The sequence below is a fragment of the Sphingomonas glacialis genome (assembly GCF_006439055.1).
GTDB classification, from domain to species: Bacteria; Pseudomonadota; Alphaproteobacteria; order Sphingomonadales; family Sphingomonadaceae; genus Sphingomonas; species Sphingomonas glacialis_A.
The window spans coordinates 221395-243203 of the sequence record NZ_RCZC01000001.1 but is presented as its reverse complement, the minus strand read 5'-3'; the positions used below and the strand labels follow the sequence as shown (position 1 = coordinate 243203).

At 65.4% G+C, this 21809-nt stretch carries 13 protein-coding genes and 1 tRNA gene; 6 read left to right on the top strand and 8 right to left on the bottom strand.

What is annotated here, in order from left to right; genetic code table 11:
* Positions 1-316 precede the first annotated feature (316 nt).
* On the bottom strand, positions 317-2170 hold the full coding sequence (gene lepA / locus EAH76_RS01110; protein WP_140846883.1) for a translation elongation factor 4: 1854 nt from the start codon (positions 2168-2170) through the stop codon (positions 317-319).
* A 103-nt stretch (positions 2171-2273) separates the two neighbouring features.
* Between lepA and EAH76_RS01105 the strand changes: the two genes are divergently transcribed.
* Together EAH76_RS01105 and EAH76_RS01100 are read left to right on the top strand one after the other, a co-directional pair.
* Positions 2274-3242, top strand: coding sequence for a CsgG/HfaB family protein (locus EAH76_RS01105; RefSeq protein WP_140846881.1), 969 nt, complete (start codon positions 2274-2276; stop codon positions 3240-3242).
* A gap of 183 nt (positions 3243-3425) precedes the next feature.
* Positions 3426-3965 carry a peroxiredoxin gene (locus tag EAH76_RS01100; protein ID WP_140846879.1) on the top strand — a complete coding sequence of 180 codons (540 nt, stop codon included), beginning with the start codon at positions 3426-3428 and terminating at the stop codon, positions 3963-3965.
* Here the strand turns inward: EAH76_RS01100 and EAH76_RS01095 are convergent.
* Together EAH76_RS01095 and pnuC are read right to left on the bottom strand one after the other, a co-directional pair.
* Positions 3949-4482 carry an AAA family ATPase gene (locus EAH76_RS01095; protein ID WP_140846876.1) on the bottom strand — a complete coding sequence of 178 codons (534 nt, stop codon included), beginning with the start codon at positions 4480-4482 and terminating at the stop codon, positions 3949-3951. The genes EAH76_RS01100 and EAH76_RS01095 overlap by 17 nt on opposite strands.
* Positions 4479-5051, bottom strand: a complete 573-nt coding sequence (gene pnuC, locus EAH76_RS01090; RefSeq protein ID WP_161988938.1) for a nicotinamide riboside transporter PnuC — start codon at positions 5049-5051, stop codon at positions 4479-4481. The genes EAH76_RS01095 and pnuC overlap by 4 nt, the downstream gene beginning before the upstream one ends.
* A 113-nt stretch (positions 5052-5164) precedes the next feature.
* Here pnuC and EAH76_RS01085 point away from each other — a divergent pair.
* The 4 genes from EAH76_RS01085 (at position 5165) to EAH76_RS01070 (ending at position 12466) form a co-directional block, all read left to right on the top strand.
* A tRNA-Pro gene (locus tag EAH76_RS01085) sits at positions 5165-5241 on the top strand.
* 196 nt (positions 5242-5437) lie between these two features.
* Positions 5438-8818: a polysaccharide deacetylase family protein gene (locus EAH76_RS01080; protein WP_140846872.1), complete on the top strand. Its 3381-nt coding sequence runs from the start codon at positions 5438-5440 to the stop codon at positions 8816-8818.
* A 142-nt stretch (positions 8819-8960) separates the two neighbouring features.
* Positions 8961-10436 carry a carbohydrate porin gene (locus EAH76_RS01075; RefSeq protein WP_140846870.1) on the top strand — a complete coding sequence of 492 codons (1476 nt, stop codon included), beginning with the start codon at positions 8961-8963 and terminating at the stop codon, positions 10434-10436.
* Positions 10437-10696: 260 nt separating this feature from the next.
* Positions 10697-12466, top strand: a complete 1770-nt coding sequence (locus tag EAH76_RS01070; RefSeq protein ID WP_241659486.1) for a hypothetical protein — start codon at positions 10697-10699, stop codon at positions 12464-12466.
* A gap of 39 nt (positions 12467-12505) precedes the next feature.
* On the opposite strand, the gene EAH76_RS01065 is transcribed toward EAH76_RS01070, so the two are convergent.
* The 5 genes from EAH76_RS01065 to rpoC form a co-directional block, all read right to left on the bottom strand.
* Entirely contained in the window at positions 12506-13336 is an 831-nt protein-coding gene (locus tag EAH76_RS01065) for a hypothetical protein (RefSeq protein ID WP_140846868.1), read from the bottom strand.
* 99 nt (positions 13337-13435) lie between these two features.
* Positions 13436-14113: a hypothetical protein gene (locus EAH76_RS01060; protein ID WP_140846866.1), complete on the bottom strand. Its 678-nt coding sequence runs from the start codon at positions 14111-14113 to the stop codon at positions 13436-13438.
* A 238-nt stretch (positions 14114-14351) separates the two neighbouring features.
* On the bottom strand, positions 14352-15032 hold the full coding sequence (locus EAH76_RS01055) for a type 1 glutamine amidotransferase domain-containing protein (RefSeq protein WP_140846863.1): 681 nt from the start codon (positions 15030-15032) through the stop codon (positions 14352-14354).
* Positions 15033-15284: 252 nt separating this feature from the next.
* Positions 15285-17198, bottom strand: coding sequence for a S9 family peptidase (locus tag EAH76_RS01050; RefSeq protein ID WP_140846861.1), 1914 nt, complete (start codon positions 17196-17198; stop codon positions 15285-15287).
* A 197-nt stretch (positions 17199-17395) separates the two neighbouring features.
* Entirely contained in the window at positions 17396-21688 is a 4293-nt protein-coding gene (rpoC, locus tag EAH76_RS01045; protein ID WP_140846860.1) for a DNA-directed RNA polymerase subunit beta', read from the bottom strand.
* Positions 21689-21809: the final 121 nt, after the last annotated feature.

The following is a 21809-nucleotide window of genomic DNA, read 5'->3' as shown; positions in this document are numbered from 1 at the left end:
TGGTAGTGTGTGCGGCGCGGTGGGCCCCGGGACGAGCCCGGGGTGACGGTTCTTTTTTTTGGGGGGGGCGTGTCCTCCCTTCGTCACCCCGGCCTTGTGCCGGGGTCTACCGTGGCGCGCGCGCCTCGATGGCAGCGTGTGCATCCCGGTGGACCCCGGGACGGGCCCGGGGTGACGACGTTGGGGCGGCGGGGCGTGGAGCGCGCCGCGGCAAAGCCGCGTCGTCGGACGGCGCTGCTAGCGCCGCCGGCCGGAGTTCGGCTGATCCTCGCCTAACGCAACGATTGCTGCGCAATCCTTGCGTTAGGCTCGGGCCTCACTCTTCCCCCATCCTCAGCGCCGCAATAAACGCCTCCTGCGGGATGCTCACGCTCCCGTACTCGCGCATCTTCAACTTGCCCTTCTTCTGCTTGTCGAGCAGCTTGCGCTTGCGCGAAGCATCGCCGCCATAGCATTTTGCGGTCACGTCCTTGCGCATCGCGCTGATCGTCTCGCGCGCGATCACCTTGCCGCCGATCGCCGCCTGGATCGGGATCTTGAACAGATGCCGCGGGATGAGATCCTTGAGCCGCTCGACCATGCCGCGCCCGCGCGTCTCGGCGGTGCCGCGGTGGACGATCATCGACAGCGCGTCGACCGGTTCCTCGTTGACGAGGATGCTCATCTTGACGAGGTCGCCCTCGCGCTTGCCGATCTGGGTGTAGTCGAAGCTGGCATAGCCCTTCGACAGCGACTTCAGCCGGTCGTAGAAATCGAACACGACTTCGTTGAGCGGCAGCTCGTACGTCGCCTGCGCGCGGCCGCCGACATAGGTGAGGTCCTTCTGGATCCCACGGCGGTCCTGGCAGAGCTTCAGCACGCTGCCGAGATATTCGTCGGGAACGTAGATCACCGCCTGGATCCACGGCTCGGAAATGCTCAGGATCTTGTTGGGATCGGGCATGTCGGCGGGGTTGTGCAGCTCGATCGTCCCGCCGCCGTGCGTCAGCTCGATGTCATAGACCACCGACGGCGCGGTGGTGATGAGGTCGAGATCGTATTCGCGCGTCAGGCGCTCCTGGATGATTTCCAGGTGGAGCAGCCCCAGGAAGCCGCAGCGGAAGCCGAAGCCCAACGCCGCGCTGGTTTCCATCTCGAACGAGAAGCTCGCATCGTTGAGGCGCAGCTTGGAGATGCTCTCGCGCAGCTTCTCGAAATCGGCGGCGTCGACCGGGAACAGGCCGCAGAATACCACCGGCTGGACCTCCTTGAAGCCCGGCAGCGCTTCGGTCGCGGGGCGCTTGGCATCGGTGATCGTGTCGCCGACGCGGGTCTGCGCGACTTCCTTGATCTGCGCGGTGATGAAGCCGATTTCGCCGGGACCGAGATCGGTCAATTGCTCGATCTTCGGGCGGAAGCAGCCGACGCGGTCGACCAGATGGAGCGTGCCGGCCTGCATGAACTTGATCTGCTGGCCCTTCTTGAGGACGCCCGCGACCACGCGCACGAGGATGACGACGCCGAGATACGGGTCGTACCAGCTGTCGACGAGCATCGCCTTCAACGGCGCATCGGCATCGCCCTTGGGCGGCGGGATGCGCGTGACGATCGCCTCGAGCACTTCGGCGATGCCGATCCCGGCCTTGGCGCTGGTGAGCACGGCTTGCGACGCATCGAGGCCGATCACTTCCTCGATCTCGGCCTTGACCTTGTCGACGTCAGCGGCGGGGAGATCGATCTTGTTGATGACCGGGATGATCTCGTGATCATGCTCGATCGACTGATAGACGTTGGCGAGCGTCTGCGCTTCCACACCCTGCGCGGCATCGACGACGAGCAGCGCGCCTTCGCATGCGGCGAGCGACCGGCTGACTTCATAGGCGAAGTCGACATGGCCCGGCGTGTCCATCAGGTTGAGCGTATAGTCGACGCCGTCGTGCGCGGTGTAGCGCAGGCGCACCGTCTGCGCCTTGATGGTGATCCCGCGCTCTTTCTCGATGTCCATGTTATCAAGGACTTGCTCGGACATTTCGCGGTCGGTCAGGCCGCCGGTCGCCTGGATCAGGCGGTCGGCGAGCGTCGACTTGCCATGATCGATATGCGCGATGATCGAGAAATTGCGGATGGTGTGGAGAGGGGTCACGAATTCGCCCGGATAAGTGCTGCGGAAAGGAAAGGCGGCCCATAGCATCGCACGCGCCCGCGCACAAAGCCCGTCGGTGTCGCCGCAATACGCCTATGCCGGGTGGTGTGAATGGGATATTGCCGCCGTAACGAATCTGTACGGGGGTATTATGGCAAAAGTCTTGGCCGGTGTGGCGATTGCGGCGGTGTTGGCGGGCGTACCGATGCAGGTGGGGGCGCAGCGCCTGGCCAAGCCGTCGGGCACGCAGAAGCTCCAGGAAGCGACGATGAACGACGTGCCGCGCTGCCCGCGCAAGCATGGCACGATCTCGATCGTCGACGGCGACGATTCGCGCGGCTGGACGCAGTACAATCTGGCGCCGCCGCAGAAGCTGCTCAAGGTGCTGGTCGCGCGGTCGGGTTGCTTCAACCTCGTCGATCGCGGCAGCGGGTTGCAGGCGGCGCAGCGCGAGCGCGACATCGGCGGCGATCTCGGGCTGCAGCGCGGCGCCAATGTCGGCCAAGGGCAGATCAAGGCGGCCGATTACGTGCTCCAGGCCGAAGTCCAGGGCGCGAACAGCAATGCCAGCGGCAGCGGCGTCGCGGCGGGTATCGGCGGGCTGCTCGGCGGCCCGATCGGCGGCCTCGTCGGCGGGGTGCGCAGCCGCAAGATGGAAGCCAATGTCGTGCTGTCGATCACCAACGTCCGCACGACCGAGACGCTCGCGACCGAGGACGGCTATGCCGCCAAGAACAGCCTGAGCTTCGGCGGCGGTGGCGGGGTGTTCGGCGGCGGCGTCGGCGGCGGTGTGGTCGGCGGGGGGTATGACAATACCGATATCGGGCGGATCGTGACGCTCGCCTTCATCCAGGCGTACAGCAAGCTCGTCACCGAACTCGGCTATACCAATCCCGGCGACACCGGCACCGCCGAGGCATCGCCCGCCAAGACCTTCACGACGCAAGGCCCGGTCGCGATGCGCAGCGCGGCGAATGCGGCAGGCAAGGTGGTGCGGTCGTTGCCGCCCGGGGCGATCGTCTATCCGACCGGCAACAAGAACGGCATGTGGTGGGAAGTCGCCGACGAGAACGACAATGTCGGCTGGGTGCTCAACACCAAGCTTGCGCCTTCGCGGTAGAGTTCCACCGTCTCCGTCACCCCGGGCTCGTCCCGGGGTCCACCGGGCCGCGCATCCTTCGCGCGGAGTATACGCGACACGGTGGACCCCGGCACAAGGCCGGGGTGACGGCGGGGTGGTGATCGTGCTGGCGGTGCGCTCAGCGTCGGGATAGGGTGCGGCACTATCCCAGGAGACGATGCCATGAAGTTCGCTGTTCCGCTTATCGCCGCTGCCACCGCCGCCCTCCTCGCCGCCGCGCCTGCCAGCGCTGCGCTCAAGGTCGGCGATACCGCACCGAACTTTTCGACCGAAGCCGCGCTCGCCGGCAAGACGCATCCCTTCTCGCTCGCCGCAGCGCTGAAGAAGGGGCCGGTCGTGCTCTACTTCTTCCCGGCCGCTTTCACCTCGGGCTGCACCGCCGAGGCGCATGCCTTTGCCGAGGCCGCCGACGATTTCACCAAGCAGGGTGCGACGCTGATCGGCCTGACCGCGGGCAATGCCGAGCGGATCAAGGAATTCTCCTCGGTCGAATGCCGCGACAAGTTCCCGGTCGGTCTCGCGACCCCGGCGACGATCTCGGGCTATGACGTCGCGCTGCCGCAAAAGGCCGGCTGGACCAACCGCACGTCGTACGTGATCGGCAAGAACGGCAAGATCGCCTATGTCCTGTCCGAGATGCAGCCCGCCGGGCACATCACCGGCACGCTCGCCGCGGTGAAGGCACTCAAGGCGAAGGGCTGATCCTACCGAGCCCCGCCGCCGCGATCGCCGCCAGCGCGGCGGCGCGGCGCGCGGGGCCCTGGCCGCCGACGATCGCATAGCTGAGCCCACGCCGATCGAGTTCAGCGCGCGAGAGATCGAAGAAGCGCTGGCGTTCGACCTTGCTGCCGAACATCCGCGTGCCGTCGTCGATCCACGGCAGATCGATATCGAGCAGCAGATACAGGTCGGCGGTGCCGCGCCATGCGTCGAACCACGGATCGCGGCGACCGAACAGCATGTCGGCCCACACCGCGGTCATCAACGGATCGGTATCGAGCAACAGCGGATCGGCCCCCGTCGCCAGCGCCGCGCGCGTCTGCGCATCGTGCTGCTGCGCGATCCCGACCAGATCGGCCATGGTGAAGTCGGTCCCGTGCGTCTCGGCGAAGGTGCGGCCGTATTCGGGCACGAAGATCGTGTCGAAATGCGCGGCGAGCTGCGGGATCAGCGTCGATTTTCCGGTGCTTTCCGGCCCGTGCAGGCAGATCGTGCTCATACCGCCAGCGCCGTGCGTCGCGCGACGCGGCGCCAGTCGATCAGCCCCCAGATCGCGAGCACGAGGAAGATCGTGTAGAGCAGCATCGTCAGCTTCAATCCCTTGGCGGCATACAAAGCGACCGAGCCGATATCGACCGCGATCCACAGCCACCAGCTCTCGAGCTTGCGACGCGACTGCAGGATCTGGGCGACGACGCTGACGATCGCGAGCGTCGCATCGAGCCAGGGAAACGACGCATCGGTGAAGCGGAACATCGCATAGCCCCAGCCCGCGCTGCCCGCCGCAGCCGCCGCCAGCCAGACGATGCGCTCGCGGTTGGGCAAGGTGCCGACCGCGATCTCGCCGGTTTGCGCCTTTACGTGTGCCCAATTCCACCAGCCGTAAATCTGCACCACGAAGAAGAACACCTGCAGCAGCGCATCGCTGTAGAGCTTCGCATCGACGAAGATCACCGCATAGAGCGCGACCATCGCCAACCCGAACACATAGTTCCAGATGCTGCGCAGCACGACGAGCGTGACATTGGCGAGCCCGAGCCCGAACGCCAGGATTTCGAGGGTGGTCATACCCATCGCGTAGCAGCGCGATTGCGCCAGCGTCGAGCATTGCGCGCGGCCAAGGCGATTTTCCGCTTGATAGTCGCGAGGCGTGGGTCTACGCGCTGCGCCCTGCAATGTGTCGGGGCGTGGCGCAGTCTGGTAGCGCACTGGTCTCGGGGTCCAGGGGTCGTAGGTTCGAATCCTATCGCCCCGACCATTGCAGCATTGGCCCCGAAGCGCCGTGAGCCTGTCTCCGGCCGATACCCTGATCGTGAAGCGACTGCGCGCCCGAATGTGGCACCGTCGCAAACTCTGTTCGCTCAGATGAAGCGTTTGTCACCTTGGCGTCGCGATTGCGCCATGCCAAACACCCGATGCGAGCCTATTCTATTCTACCCGAGGACACCGACCGCATGAGCCGCGCTCCCGTTTTCTATGATGCATCGGGGCGGCGGCGCCGGCGGTTTGCGATGGCGGTGGTCGCCTTCGTCCTGCTCGTGGTGATGGCGGTGGCGGCGCTCGCGATTTCGATCGGCGCGGTGCCGCGCGCGCCCTTGCTGCCGGTCGAGGCCGAACACGCCGCGATCACCAAATTGCCGCCGCCGCACGAGCCGCTGCTGCGCCGTGCGCGCCACGGACTCACCGGCTATGCGCGGCTGCTCGGTGCACCTGCGCGCGGCGTCGGGGTCGACCAGCCGCTCGCGATCGCATTCCACGTGCCATGGGATCCGTCCTCGACCGCGTCGCTCCGCCGCCATATCGGCGAGCTCGACTGGCTCGTGCCGGGCTGGGTGTCGGTATCCGGCCCCAACCATCACATCACCGTGTTCCGTGACACCGCGGGCCGCGAGATCATCAACCGCGCGAACCCGCGCCCGCTGATCCTGCCGATGATCCAGAATGCGATCGACGGGAATTGGGATGCGGCCGGCATGGAAGCGCTGCTGCGCGACCCCAAGCTGCGCAAGAAATTCCTCGACACGCTCGAGCCGTGGCTCGCGGCGAACGGGGCCGGGGGCGCGTTCTTCGACTTCGAGGAACTCTCGCCCAAGGGCCAGCAGGACTTCCTGACCTTCCTGCGCGAGACCAAGGCGCGCTTTGCCAAACGCAACTGGGTGATCGGCATCGCGGTTCCCGTCGGTGCCGCCGACGAGGAAGGCGGCTGGAACATCGGCGCCTTCGCCAAGGTGGTCGATCGCGTCGTGCTGATGGCGTACGACCAGCATGAGACCAGCGGCGAGGCGGGCCCGATCGCGTCGCAAAGCTGGTTCGAGCAATCGGTCTCGCGGGCGGTGCGCGATGTGCCGCGCGACAAGATCGTCGTCGCGATCGGCAATTACGCCTATAACTGGCATGACGGCACCGGCGAACCGCTCGCGATCGACGAAGCATGGGAAGCCGCGCGCGAATCGAGCGCGATGCCGACCTTCGATCCGCAAAGCGGCAACACCGGCTTCGCCTATGAGGAAGCGGGCAGCCGCCACGTCGTGTGGATGCTCGATGCGGCCTCGGCGTACAACCAGATGCGCTGGCTGCAGAAGGTCGGGCTGAGCGGGATCGGGCTGTGGCGGCTCGGGGCGGAAGATCCGGGGCTGTGGTCGATCTTCGGGCGGGCGCACCGCACCTTGCCCGCGGCTTCGGTGATCGAGAATATTCCGGCGGGTACCGATGTCGATATCGATGGCAGCGGCGAGATCCTCAAGATCGCGGGCGTGCCGGTCAAGGGCGTGCGCCGTACGCAAACGACCAAGGACGGCGCGATCGGCAACGTCACCTTCCAGACGCTGCCCTCGCCCTATGTCGTCGCGCGCACCGGCTACAAGCCGGGGCTCGTCGCGCTGACCTTCGATGACGGTCCCGATCCGACCTGGACGCCCAAGATCCTCGACATCCTCAAGGCCAAGAAAGTGCCCGGCACCTTCTTCGTGATCGGCGAGAACGTGCTGACGCAGCGCAGCCTGATCAACCGGATGGTGGCCGAGGGGCATGAGATCGGCAGCCATACCTATACCCATCCCAATCTGGCGGGCGCGACGCAGTCCGAGACGACCTTCCAGCTCAACACCACGCAGCGGCTGTTCCAGGCGTTTACCGGGCACACGTTGCGGCTGTTCCGCGCACCCTATTTCGGCGATGCCGAGCCGAGCACCGCCGACGAAATCGACCCGGCGCTGATGGCGCAGGATCGCGGCTATATCTCGGTCGGCCTGCACGTCGATCCGGGCGACTGGAAGCGCCCCGGGGTGCAGAACATCATCGACGACACGATCGACGAGGTCACCGACCCCAAGGGCAAGTGCGACATGTCGAACCCCGACCCGCAGTGCAGCCGCAACATCGTGCTGCTCCACGACGCCGGTGGCGACCGGTCGGAGACGGTGGCGGCGCTTCCGGTGATCATCGACCAGCTGCGCGCCAAGGGCTACACCTTCGTGCCCGTCTCGACGCTTGCCGGGATCCCCAAGTCGGTCGCGATGCCGACGCTGTCGCCCGCCGACCGCGCCGCGGCGGAAACCGACCTGTTCATCTTTTCGGTGCTCGGCGGCGGCGTGATCGCGCTCGGCTGGCTGTTCTTCTTCGCGATCAGCATCGGCATTGCGCGGGCGATCATCCTGTCGGCGCTCGCGCTGATCCAGGCGCGGCGCGAGGGCAAGACGGTGTTCCCGCCGATCGACCCCACCCGCTTCGTCACGGTGATGATCCCGGCGTTCAACGAGGAGCTGGTGATCGAACGCGCGGTGCGCGGCGTGCTCGCCTCGACCGACGTGCGGATCGAGGTGATCGTGATCGACGACGGATCGAGCGACGATACGAGCGAAGTCGTGACGTCGGCGTTCGCGGGCGATCCGCGCGTGCGGCTGCTGACGCTCGAGAATGGCGGGAAGGCGCGTGCGCTCAACCGCGCGCTCGAACTGGCGACGGGCGAGATCGTGATCGCGCTCGATGCCGATACGCAGTTCGAGCCGACCACCATCGCACGGCTTGCGCGCTGGTTCGCCGATCCGAAGATCGGTGCGGTCGCTGGCAATGCGAAGGTCGGCAATCGCGTCAATCTGCTCACCAAGTTCCAGGCGGTCGAATATATCACCGCGCAGAATCTCGAGCGGCGCGCGCTGGCGCGGATGAACGCGATGACGGTGGTGCCGGGCGCGGTCGGCGCGTGGCGTCTGGCGGCGATCCAGCAGGTCGGCGGCTATCCCGACGATACGCTCGCCGAGGATCAGGATCTGACGATCGCGATCCAGCGGGCGGGCTGGGCGGTGACGTACGATCAGTACGCCGTCGCCTGGACCGAGTCGCCCGAGACGATAAAGGGTCTCGCCAAGCAGCGCTTCCGCTGGGCCTTCGGCACGCTGCAATGCCTGTGGAAGCATGGCAGCATCATGGCGACCGGCCGCCCGGCGGGCCTCGCGCGCGTCGGGTTGCCGCAGGCGATCCTGTTCCAGATCGTCTTTGCGGCGATCTCGCCGATCATCGATCTGGCGCTGATCGTCAGCTTCGTGATGACCTATATCGCGGTGCAGGCGCATGGCTGGGCGCAGACGCAGCACGATGTCGACAAGATGCTGCTCTACTGGCTGGTGTTCACCGCGATCGACCTGCTCGCGGCGACGGTCGCCTTCGCGCTCGAACGGCGCGAGCAGTGGCGCTTGCTGTGGCTGCTGATCCCGCAGCGGATCGGCTATCGCCAGATCATGTATTATGTCGTGCTGAAAGCGATCACCCAGGCGTTGCGCGGGCGCAGCGTGGGGTGGGGCAAGCTGGTGCGGACCGGGCGGGTGCAGGCGCGCTGAGGCGCGTCCACCCGGCTGTGACATAAGCGCGACATTCCGGGGGAAATCAGCCGATTGGCGCGCAGGGGCCGGATCTCGGCTATCCTTTGCGCCGGCTGCGTTGCATCGGACCCGCAGAATCGGTTCGGTGTGAGGCAAGGTGATGATCGTTCGGAAACTGTATGCGAGCGCGGCGGCAGGCGTGCTTGCCGCGCTGCTGCTGCCGGCGGTTGCGATGGCGCAACAGGTCGATATCGGCGCGCCCGCACCGCCACCGACCACCCCCGCCGCGCCGACCGCGAACGACACCAAGACGCCTGCGACCGACGCGCCTGCCGCCCCGACCGCCGCTAAGGCCGCGGCCAAGCGCTACGTGCCCAACCACATGCTGCACCAGCGCGATACCTCGCCCGGTTCGCAGATCGGCGATACGCAGAGCGCGGCCCCGCCGGGCCTGTTCGGCGACTGGCGCAACAGCCGCACCTGGCTCGGCGAACGCGGCGTCGATGTGTCGGCGCGCTATGCGTCGGAGACGGCATATAATCCGACCGGCGGCAAGCATCAGGCGATCACCGAGACCGGGCAGTTCGACATCGGCGCGAAGGTCGACATGGGCAAGCTCGTCGGGCTCGAGGGCGGGACGCTGCAGGCGACGCTCACCTGGCGGCGCGGCGACAATCTGTCCGACGTCGCCGGGCTCAACACGCTGCAGCAGGTGCAGGAGGTCTATGGCCGCGGGCAGACGGTGCGCGTGACCGAGCTCTGGTACGAACAGAAGATCGGGGATTCGGTCGAACTCAAGCTCGGCCGCACCAATCCGGGGTCGGATTTCGCGGTCTTCTCGTGCCACTTCCAGAACCTCACCTTCTGCGGCGCGCAGCCGGGCAATCTGGTCGGCGATTACTGGCAGAACTGGCCGGTAGGGCAGTGGGGCACGCGGCTGCATGTCGATGTGCGGCCCGGCGTGTACGTCCAGGCAGGTGTCTATGAGGTCAATCCGCTCAACCTGAAGAACAATTTCTTCGTCGCGCGCTGGCATGGCGCGACGGGCGTGCTAATCCCGTTCGAGGCGGGGTGGACGCATGGTGGCGATGGCGGCCATGTCGGATCGTACAAGGTCGGCGGCTGGTACACGACCGCCAATGGCAGTGACGTCTATCTCGACATCAACCGCCGCCCGATCGTCGTCACCGGGCTCGCCCCGCTCGAGCATTCGGGGCGCTATGGCGGCTATGTCAGCGTCCAGCAGCAGATCACCGGCAAGTCGAAGGACGGCAAGTCGCTCGACGGGCTCGGCGTGTTCGCCAATTTCACCCAGACCGACCGCGCGACCGCGGTGACCGACAATCAGGCGGTGGTCGGGGTGTTCTACAAGGGGCTCGCGACGTGGCTGCCGGGCGACGTGCTCGGCGTCGCGTTCGGGCGGACCAACGTCAACGGGCGCGCGGCGGACGCCGACCGGCTGGTCCCCGGCACGCCGGTGCGCGACGCCGAATATGCCGCCGAAATCTATTACAGCGTGACGCCGCTGCCGTGGCTCGAGCTGCAGCCCAATGTGCAGTGGATCCACCACCCCGGCGGCGTGCGCAGCGCCGACGAGGTCGTGGTGCTCGGGCTGAAGGGCGCGATCACGTTGTAAAGGGGCGGGGTGTCGGTCGGCTTCACGCCGTCACCCTGCGCCTCTCGCGGGAGCGCGTTCTCGCTATGGCGCTCAGGCATCGCAGCCCGAGGCGACGTGGCGAAGGCAAATGACTCGTCCGGTATCAGGCGAGATTGAGCGGGCTGCAGGGCGCGAGGATGATCCGCGGCGATGCATGGTATAAACGCAAGAACAGCGTATAGCGGCCGTGTATTGGCGCTGACGAAAGCGCCCTCTGTCGCGATTGAACTTTCACGCCCATGCGTTTACCCGACGATGCAAGGCCGACTGGAGAACATCCGGCCGATCCCGAAAATGCAAGCGGCGCGACCGACCCGCGAAGCCTCCATAGCATTGGCGCAGCGGCGCTGGTTTTCATCGTGGCGATGGCGCTGTTCTTCCGGGTGCCGATCCTGAGCAGCTTCGATCTCGGTTTCGGAGGCCGTGACGACGCCATCATCGAGATCAGCATTCTCGAACATTGGCGCAACGTCCTCAGCGGTGCGGAGCCTTGGGCGACGACGCTGTACTTTCATCCGTACGCCGGAACGCTGGGCTATAATGACGGCTATTTTCTGTATGGCGTGAGCTATTCCTTCTGGCGGACGTTCGCCGACCCGTTCCAGGCCGACACGCTGAACATCGCGACCTTCAAGGCGATCGGCTTCGTGGCGGCGTATCTGCTGGTCGCTCGGACGTTGCGCTGGGGGCGGTCCGCAGCGTTGGTCGTGGCGCTGCTTTGGACCATCGCCAGCAACATCTCGCTGCAGGCGGTCCATGCGCAGCTCCAGAGCGTCGCGCTGTTGCCGGTCGCCATGATGCTGGCGATCGCGATCGTCCGGGCCGAGCGGGATGCGCGGCACCGCGCCGCGCGGTTGCTGACGATACCGCTCGGTGCGTTGATGGCGGCGTGGTTGCTGACGACCTATTACATGGCCTGGTTCACGATCTTCTCGGCATGTCTGTTCGCCGCGTGCTGGTGCGTGACGAGCGCGACCTGGCGCCCGGCGACGCTTGTCGCGTTCGTGCGGCGCCACGCGGGAACGCTCGCCTGTGGCGCCGTGGCGTTTCTCGTGCCGGTTCTCCCTTTCCTGTCGGTCTATCTCCCCACGGTCCGCGAGACGGGCGGGGACTCCTACCATGACATGTTGGGCTATCTCGTCACGCCGGTGATCGACATGATCAACGTGGGGCGCGGGAATTACGTCTGGGGCTGGATCTTCCACCCCCTGTTCGCGCTGGTCGGTGCGGTCCTGCCGGCAGATCCGGCGCTTCCCGGTCGCGTGCTTGGCGGCGAGCACGAAGCGGGATTGCCGCTGATCTTCTTCATCCTTGTGGTCACCGCGGCGTGGCGGATCATCGTTCGGCGGCGCGTCGGCCGAGGCCAGCCCGTCTCGGCCGAGCTTCGCGCCTTCGCGCTGGCGATGATGATCGCCTGGCTGCTCACGCTGCAATTCTGGGTGGCGTCACCGTGGGGGCTGGTGTTCGAACTCGTACCGGGCGCGAAGGGGTTGCGCACCGTGTCGCGCTACCAGCTGTGGCTGGTCCTGCCGTTCCTGCTGCTCGTCGGCGCAATGTGGCGCGAGCGGGCCCACGATCTGGCGCGATCGAAGCCGTGGCCGGCCGCCGGTATCCTGGCGGCGTTGGTGGTCGAAAATCTCAGCGCCGAATCTCCCGTGCGGCTCAGTCGTTCGCTCCATCGCACCGCCTTATGGTCGATTCCGGCCCCGCCGGCGGGGTGCGCGAGTTTCTATGTGGTCGCGACCCGACGCAGCGAGCCGCTCTTCATCAACGCCGAGCTGAACGGCTGGTACCCGCACAATGTCGACGCGATGTTCCTGGCCGAGCGCTGGCGCGTGCCGACGATCAACGGCTTTTCGACCTTCAATCCGCCCGACTGGAATTTCGCCAACCCGCGCGCGGCCGATTACGAGCAGCGCGTGATGGGCTATGCTCGGCGACACGGATTGCAGGGCCTGTGCAGGCTCGACGTCCGGCGGGCGGCGCCGTGGAGCCGTGTTCCCGACTGATGCGACAGGCCTCGACAAGCGCCGGGAGGGCGCGTTCGGCTAGAAGCGGTTGGGCCCGCCGAGCTGATCGCACCTTCCGCGGAAGCCATAGCTCGACAGCCCCTGGACGGTGATCCGTCCTGCCCTGCGATCGATCGTGATGCGCGGCTTGTTGAATCCGTTGAGGCGATAGGTGGCGGTGATCGTATCGCGGTCGGGCTGGACGTCGTACAAATCCCACCAGCCATTGTCGCCCCGCGAATTGATCGGCGGGATGAGCGACTTGGGCAGGCGTATCCGCCCTCCGCCGTCCCACAGCTGGAGCATCAGCGAGGCATCGAACATCTCGCGGCGCGATTCGGTGTAGCTGCCGTATTCGTAGCGGTCGCGCTGCGAATTCCACTGCCACTGCGTGCCCGTCGCTAGGCCGTCGCGGCTGCCGTCGCCGAAGCAGACCAGCCCGAGCGTCACCTGCCGCCCGGCGATCGACGGCGCGCGGCCATAGCCATCACCCCGCCGGTCGTCGCTGGGGCGGTAGGGTGGCGGATAGGCGGGGCGCGACGGATAGGCGGTGTCGGGCCGCCCGCGATCGGAGCTTGCGATCTTGCCGCAATCGGGCGGCAGCGTCGGCGTGACCGAAGCGTAGCGGCCGTCCATCGTCGCAATCGTCACGCATTGGCGGCGCGATGCGCTCCACCAATAGGTATAGCTGCGGTCGTCGCCGCGATCGGCGCGAATGAGCTCGTAGCCGCGCGCGCGAACGCCGTTCTCGGCCTGACCGGCGCGCGCGCCGACCATGTCCTCAAGGCCGGTGGATTGCGCCGAGACGGGGACGGCGAGCAGGCCGCCAAGGGTCGCAAGAGCAATGAGGGGGATGCGAGTGGCACGCATGGTGTTTCTCCCTGACGCTAAGCTCGCTTCACAGTCGAGCGATGATGCTGATGAACTACAGGACTGGAACTGCTAGAACGAATGCTCTCCCGCACGGTTTCAATGCGCCACGAAAAGGATCGCGAGAAAGAGAAAGGCGCCGCACGCCTCGAAGAACGCACGCAGCGTATTGCCGAACGCGCGGACCATGGATTGTTCGAGGTTGCGCGCGAACCACAAAGTCTGCGCGAAGAGATAGGCGAGCAGTGCCGCGCCCGCGAGGACTGTCCCGACGGCCCGTGCTTCGGGGATTGCGGCATGCCCGAGCGACAGCGCCGCGCCGAGGAACAGCGCAAACGGCGCGCAGGCATAGCATTGCGCATAGAAAGGCGATTTGAGCCGCTGGCGCGTGATCTTGACCCGCTTGGCGCGCAGCAGCCGCGCCGCAAAGATCAGCGGAAACAGCGAGAACAGGATCAGGCGTAGCGCGAGCAGCGTCGTGCTGTCGGTGATGTACCCGGCAAGCCCTGCCTTCTGCGCGATGATCGGATTGGTCCCGCCGCCGAGCGCCACATCGATCGCCTGCGTCAGCAGCAGCGACAGCACGAGAAACAGCGGCGGGTTGAGCGTGTCGTCGAACTGATCCTCTTCGAGGTCACCCAGTTCGGTATCCGAATAGCGCATCATCGCGAGCGGATTGGTGAGCGTGCGCCACAGCGTGATCGGATAGAAGATCAGCCAGCTCATCACTTCGTAGAGCAGATCGCCCAGCGAATTGAGCCATTTCATGAAATCCATCGGCGACCTTTCCCGGGGAGGCGGGGGCTAGTCAGCACAGATGGGGGGTGAGCGACAAGTCCGCGCATCCTGTGGCGGCTTGCGACGCTTCCGATGCCGGCAAGGCCGTACGGCGCGTCGCCGCTGCTGGTGCTCGAGTTGCGCAGCCCGGTTGATGGTGTCGTGAACCAGGGCCGCGCTCACTCTCGTCGATCCGAACAAGCGGGAGGCGCCGCTGGTGCGCCTCCCGCTTGCCGCCTCACTTCGCGAGCGCGTCGAGCAGCTTGTGCGCGGCAGCCGCAGACGAGGCCGGGTTCTGCCCGGTAATCAGCAAGCCGTCCTGCACGACGTGCACGCCCCAATCGCTTGTCTTCTCATACGAGCCGCCAAGCGCGGTGAGTTCGTCCTCGACGAGGAACGGCACGATCTTGGTCAGCCCGACCGCTTCCTCCTCGCTATTGGTGAAGCCGGTGACGCGCTTGCCCTTGACGAGCGGCGTGCCATCGGCGCTTTTCACGCGACGCAGCGCGCCGGGTGCGTGGCAGACCAAGGCGACGGGCTTGTCGGCAGCGACGAACGACTCGATCAAGCCGATCGAGATGGGATATTCGGCCAGATCCCAGAGCGGACCGTGGCCGCCTGGATAGAAGACCGTGTCGTAATCGGCCTGGTCGACCGTATCGAGCCGGACTGTGCTCGCCAGCTGCGCGGTGGCAGCGCGATCGGTCTCGAACCGGCGCGTATCGTCTGTCTGGCTGTTGGGCTCGTTGCTCTTGGGATCGAGCGGCGGCTTTCCGCCGGCGGGCGACGCGAGCGTGATCTCTGCGCCGGCGTCCTTGAACACGTAATAGGGCGCGGCGAGTTCCTCGAGCCAGAAGCCGGTCTTCTTGCCGGTATCGCCCAGTTGGTCGTGCGACGTCAGTACCATCAAAATCTTCATGTCGGCTGCTTTCTGATCGGGGATCCATCGCGCGGACGCGGCGATCGTGCCGGGCGGACGTGTTCGCCCGTCTCCCGCACCGCCGTGGCTTTTCCGTGCCCGAGCGAAATGGGCGTGGCGTAGCGGTGGTGCAAGGGGCGGTGACCGAGAGCGGACGCACGGCACGGGATCCACCGGCCCGCACGGCGCCCGCAAAAAGCCGTCGTCCGATCACCCGCAGGTCCATTGGGTTCGCGTCCCGGCGGGACCCGACTATCGACCGGCGGTCCGCAGCCGTGCCGAGAAGAACGCGTCGGCTTGCGTCAGAAGATCCGTTCGCGCTGCGCTATCGTCGAGTTGGTGGTCGAGCCCAGGATAGATGATCAAACGGCTCGACTTGCCGGCTCGGTGCAACGCCGCATCCATCAAACGGGATTGGACGATCTCGACGTTGATGTCCTGATCGCCGTGGAACATCAGCACCGGAGCGCTGAAACGCGCCGCATAATGGTCGGGGGACCCCTGCTCGCGCAGCGGGCCGGAGCCGACCTGTTTCGCGACGAGACGGGCGTTGGTGAAGTTCTCCGCGTCCGCCTTGAGCCGATAGAGGTCGGTCACCGGTGCCACCGCGACCACCGCCTTGAACAAGGCGGGATCGACGACATTCGCTTGCAGCGCCGCATAGCCACCATAGGACCAGCCGAAAACGCCGAGCCGATCGGGATCGGCGATGCCCTGCGCGATCATCCAGCGACCGGCATCGAGGACGTCGCCAATCGCGGTGGGCCACGACAGGAATCCGTTCTTCTTCTCGAAGTCCTCGCCAAAGCCGGTCGAGCCGCGAAACTGCGGCTGGATCACCGCATAGCCCCGTTGAGCGAAGAATTGCGGCAGCCAGTCGAACCCCCAGACATCGCGCGCAGCCGGCCCACCGTGGGGCATGACGATCGCGGGGATGTGGCGGCCGGTGCTGCCGGGTGGCAAGGTGAGATAGGCCGGAATCAAGGTACCGTCCGCCGCCGGGTAGGTAATGCTGCGCTGCTCGCTCAATTGCATGCCGGACAGGTCGGCCCGTGGCACTAGGACTTCGGTCAGCTTGCGCGTGTCGCGGTCGAAGAGGAAATAATGGCCGGAATCGATATCGCTTTCGGCGAATAGCAAAACGCGTTTCTCGTCGGCGCTTGCACTGACAAAGGCGATATCGGACAGTTTCGGGAGGGCCTTGGCGAGGCTTTGGGCAAGCGCGCGGTAGCCGGCGTCGAAATAGACGATGCGGGTCTTGTCGGTCACATAGCGCAGGCCGATCACGCGGTCGTGCCGCCCGATCGTCTCGACACTGTCGACATCGACCTTGGGGTCGGCATAGACCAAGTCCGTCTTCATCGTTCCGTCGAGCATCACCGAATAGAGCGCCCGACGGCCATCCTTCTTTTGAACGGCATAGGCCAGGTTGCGCGTCCCATCGACGGCGACGGGAGACAGTCCGTTACCGTTGCCATCGACATGGCTGAACAGTTTCTGCTCGGAGCGTCCCGGAAGGCGATACCAAAAGGTCGTCTTCCCATTCAACATGCCCTTGGCGTCGGTCCCGTATATGCCCGTGATACGGACGGTCCCGCTACCATCGGTCCAGCCTGTGCTGACCGCGGGCTTTACGGGCACACCCTTTCCGGTGCGGGTATCGACGCGTTCCGCACCGTTCCCGCGGGACATCAATACCGTGCCATCGACGCCGGCCATCCAGTCGAGCACCTCGCCGTCGTTCTGGCGCACGGCGTAGCTCGCTTTCTGGCTGCCGAGCGGCAGACTGTGCTTGCCGTCCGCGTCAACCGCCACGAGGCGGCTCCACGCTAGCTTGTCGCCGTCGACCCTGGAGATGCCCGATAGGAGGCAGACCAGCCGATCGGCGGCCGACCAGCCGCAGAATCTCAATTTCAGCGGCTTGCCGTCGGCATATGTGATCGGCGTGGTGGTGCCGTCGGCGAGGTTCATCACCATCGCGACGGTGAGTTGTCCCGCGCCGGGGGCGATATAGACGAGGAATGTGCCGTCGGGGGAGAGCGCTGGACTCGATGCTCCGACCCGTGCGCCAAACGCTGCCGCCAAGGTCGATGGCGTCGGCTCGGCTGCCGTCGCGATCGCAGATATACCGAGCGTTCCAAGGAACACCAAAAACTTGCCAAACATAGGAAGCCCCCCCTTTTGGGGGAAGCTAACGCGGGCGTGGCACGGCGGGCAAGTGCCTGGATAAGGATACTTATGCCAGCCGAAGACCCAGCTGGCGCGGAAATCCGGCCCCCGCGGACCGCCAAAAGAAAACCGCCGCCCGGGTTTCCCCGGACGGCGGCTCTCATTTCTTCAGGCGGTAACCCGAACGCGGAGGATCACTCCTTGTTAAGATACTCGCCGGCATCGGCATCGGTGCCGGTGCCGCTCGTCACGACCGCGGCGAGCGCATCGTCACCGGTACCACCGGCATCGCGCGCCGAGCGGGCCAGCTCGGCGTCATGCTCTTCCTTCGCCGAGTTCGGGGCGACGATCGAGACTTCGGCCATGCGACGCTGCGAGACGCGCATCGCCGCATCGCGCGACGAAGCGGTGACGCGCAGGCGACCCATGCCCGCACCGGTGCCAGCCGGGATCAGACGACCCACGATCACGTTCTCCTTGAGACCGGTGAGCGTGTCCTTCTTGCCCTGCACCGAAGCTTCGGTGAGCACGCGCGTCGTTTCCTGGAACGATGCCGCCGAGATGAAGCTGCGGGTCTGCAGCGACGCCTTGGTGATGCCGAGCAGGACCGGCTTGCCCTGTGCCGGACGCTCCTTCTTGCCGATCTTGGCGTTCATCTCGTCCATCTCGTCGCGATCGACCTGCTCGCCGGCGAGCAGCGTGGTGTCGCCACCGTCGGTGATCTCGACCTTCTGCAGCATCTGACGAACGATCGTCTCGATGTGCTTGTCGTTGATCTTCACGCCCTGGAGACGATAGACCTCCTGGATTTCCGACACGAGATATTCGGCCAAGGGCTCGATGCCGAGCACTTCGAGAATGTCGTGCGGATCAGGCGAACCACCGATCAGGTTGTCGCCGCGCTTGACGTAATCGCCTTCCTGCACGTCGATGACCTTCGACTTGGGCACCAGATACTCGACGACCTCGCTGCCGTCCTCGGGCTGAATGCCGATCTTGCGCTTGGCCTTATAGTCCTTGCCGAACACGACACGGCCCGAGACCTTTGCGATGATCGCATTTTCCTTCGGCTTGCGCGCTTCGAACAGCTCGGCAACACGCGGCAGACCACCGGTGATGTCGCGCGTCTTGGCGCTCTCGCGGCTGACACGCGCCAGGACGTCGCCGCCCTGAACCATCGCGCCATCCTCGACCGAGAGCGTTGCGCCCGCGACCAGCATGTAGCGGCCGGATTCCTCGGCGCTTTCACCCGTGAGGGTCAGGCGCGGACGAAGATCCTCCTTCTTGCTGGCGATGCCGCGGTTTTCGGTCACGACCCGCTGCGAGATGCCGGTCGCTTCGTCGGCCTGCTCGGTGAGCGTCTTGCCCTCGATCAGATCGACATACTTCACGACGCCGCCATTCTCGGTGATCACCGGCATGGTGAACGGGTCCCACTCGGCCAGACGATCGCCCTTCGACACGATGTGACCGTCGTCGAACAGCACATAGGCGCCGTACGGGAGACGATGCACCGCGCGCTCGCGGCCATCCATGTCCATGATCGCGACTTCGCCCGAGCGCGACAGAACGACGCGACGGCCGCGCTGGTCGGTGATGGTGCGCAGGTCGCGATATTCCATCGTGCCGTCCGAGAGCGCCTCGAGGTTCGACTGCTCGTTGAGCTGCGCCGCACCGCCGATGTGGAAGGTACGCATCGTCAGCTGCGTGCCCGGCTCACCGATCGACTGGGCGGCGATGACGCCGACCGCTTCACCGATGTTGACCGGGGTACCGCGGGCGAGATCGCGCCCGTAGCACTTGCCGCACACACCGATCTTGGTCTCGCAGACGAGCGGCGAGCGGATCTTGCACGACTGCGTGCCGATCGCCTCGATCTGCAGGATCATCGGCTCGTCGAGCAGCGTGCCCGAGGGGATGACGATCTCGCCGGTCTTGCTGTCGACGATGTCCTCCGCGGTCGTACGGCCGAGGATGCGCTCGCCGAGCGACGCGATCGTCGAGCCGCCCTGGACGATCGCGCGCATTTCCAGCGCGCGGGTCGTGCCGCAGTCGAGCTCCATGATCACGCAATCCTGCGACACGTCGACCAGACGACGCGTGAGGTAGCCCGAGTTCGCCGTCTTCAACGCCGTATCCGCGAGGCCCTTACGAGCACCGTGGGTGGAGTTGAAGTATTCGAGGACGGTCAGACCTTCCTTGAAGTTCGAGATGATCGGCGTCTCGATGATCTCGCCCGACGGCTTGGCCATCAGGCCGCGCATGCCGGCAAGCTGCTTGATCTGCGCCTGCGAACCACGTGCACCCGAGTGGGCCATCATGTATATCGAGTTGATCGGCTTCTCGCGACCCTTGTTGGGGCCGTCCTCGTAATGCTTAACCGCCTTGATCTCGTCCATCATGGCGTTCGCCACCTGGTCGCCGCAACGGCTCCATGCGTCGATCACCTTGTTGTACTTCTCCTGCTGCGTGATCAGGCCGTCCTGATATTGCTGCTCGAAGTCCTTCACCAGACCCTTGGTCTCGTCGACCAATGCGATCTTGGCGTCCGGAATGATCATGTCGTCCATGCCGAACGAGATGCCGGCCTTGAACGCGTGCTTGAAGCCGAGGCTCATGATCGCATCGGCGAACAGCACCGTGTCCTTCTGGCCGGTGTGACGATAGACCTCGTCGATCACGTCGCCCACGTCCTTCTTGGTGAGGAGGCGGTTGACGGTATCGAACGGCACCTTCGACGACTGCGGCAGGCACTCGCCGAGCAGCATGCGACCAGGGGTGGTCTCATAGCGCTTGAGGTACTGGTTACCCTTTTCATCGGTCTGCGGAACGCGGCTGATGATCTTGGTATGCAAGGTCACTGCGCCGGCTTCGAGCGCCTGATGGACTTCCGACATGTCGGAAATCATCATGCCCTGGCCCGGCTCATTCTCCTTGAGCATCGAGAGGTAATACAGACCCAGCACCATGTCCTGCGACGGCACGATGATCGGCTTGCCGTTGGCGGGCGACAGGATGTTGTTGGTCGACATCATCAGCACGCGCGCTTCGAGCTGTGCTTCGAGCGAGAGCGGCACGTGGACCGCCATCTGATCGCCGTCGAAATCGGCGTTGAAGGCCGAGCAGACGAGCGGGTGCAGCTGGATCGCCTTGCCCTCGATCAGCACAGGCTCGAACGCCTGGATGCCGAGACGGTGAAGTGTCGGTGCGCGGTTGAGCATGACCGGATGTTCGCGGATCACCTCGTCGAGGATGTCCCAGACTTCCTTGCGCTCCTTCTCGACCCACTTCTTCGCCTGCTTGAGGGTCATCGAGAGACCCTTCGCATCAAGACGGGCGTAGATGAAGGGCTTGAACAGCTCGAGCGCCATCTTCTTGGGCAGGCCGCACTGGTGCAGCTTGAGTTCCGGACCGGTCACGATGACCGAACGACCCGAATAGTCGACGCGCTTGCCCAGAAGGTTCTGACGGAAGCGGCCCTGCTTGCCCTTGAGCATGTCGGACAGCGACTTGAGCGGACGCTTGTTGGCGCCCGTGATCGTGCGACCGCGACGGCCGTTATCGAACAGCGCGTCGACGGCCTCCTGCAGCATGCGCTTCTCGTTGCGCACGATGATGTCCGGCGCACGCAGCTCCATCAGGCGCTTGAGGCGGTTGTTGCGGTTGATCACGCGGCGATACAGGTCGTTCAGATCCGACGTCGCGAAACGACCACCGTCGAGCGGCACCAGCGGGCGCAATTCGGGCGGAATGACCGGCACGACTTCGAGGATCATCCACTCGGGGCGGTTGCCCGAATCGATGAAGCTCTCGACGACCTTCAGGCGCTTGATGATCTTCTTGGGCTTCAGCTCGGACTTGGTGACCGCGAGCTCCTCAAGGAGCTCCTTGCGCTCACCCTCGAGATCGAGGTCCTGCAGCATGATGCGCACGGCTTCCGCGCCGATGCCGGCCGAGAAGGCGTCTTCGCCATACTCGTCCTGCGCGTCGAGGAGCTCGTCCTCGGTCATCAGCTGATACTTTTCGAGCGGGGTGATGCCCGGCTCGATCACGATATACGCCTCGAAATACAGCACGCGCTCGAGCTGCTTGAGCTGCATGTCGAGCAGCAGGCCGATGCGCGACGGCAGCGACTTCAGGAACCAGATGTGCGCGACCGGAGCAGCGAGCTCGATATGGCCCATGCGCTCGCGGCGGACCTTCGAGACGGTGACCTCGACGCCGCACTTCTCGCAGACGATGCCTTTATACTTCATGCGCTTGTACTTGCCGCACAGGCACTCGTAATCCTTGATCGGACCGAAGATGCGCGCGCAGAACAGGCCGTCACGCTCGGGCTTGAACGTGCGATAGTTGATGGTTTCGGGCTTCTTGATCTCGCCGAACGACCAGCTGCGGATCTTGTCCGGGCTGGCGATGCCGATCTGGATCTGGTCGAAGGTCTCGGCCTTGACGACCGGGTTCGCGAAATTGGTCAGTTCGTTCATGGATGAACAGCCTTCCTAGAAATTCTTTGCCCTCTCCCGCTTTCGCGGGAGAGGCTGCGCAGACTAGGGTCGCGGTCTTCCCGCGGCCCTAGTCGAAGCCGGTGAGGGTCTTCTTCTCTTC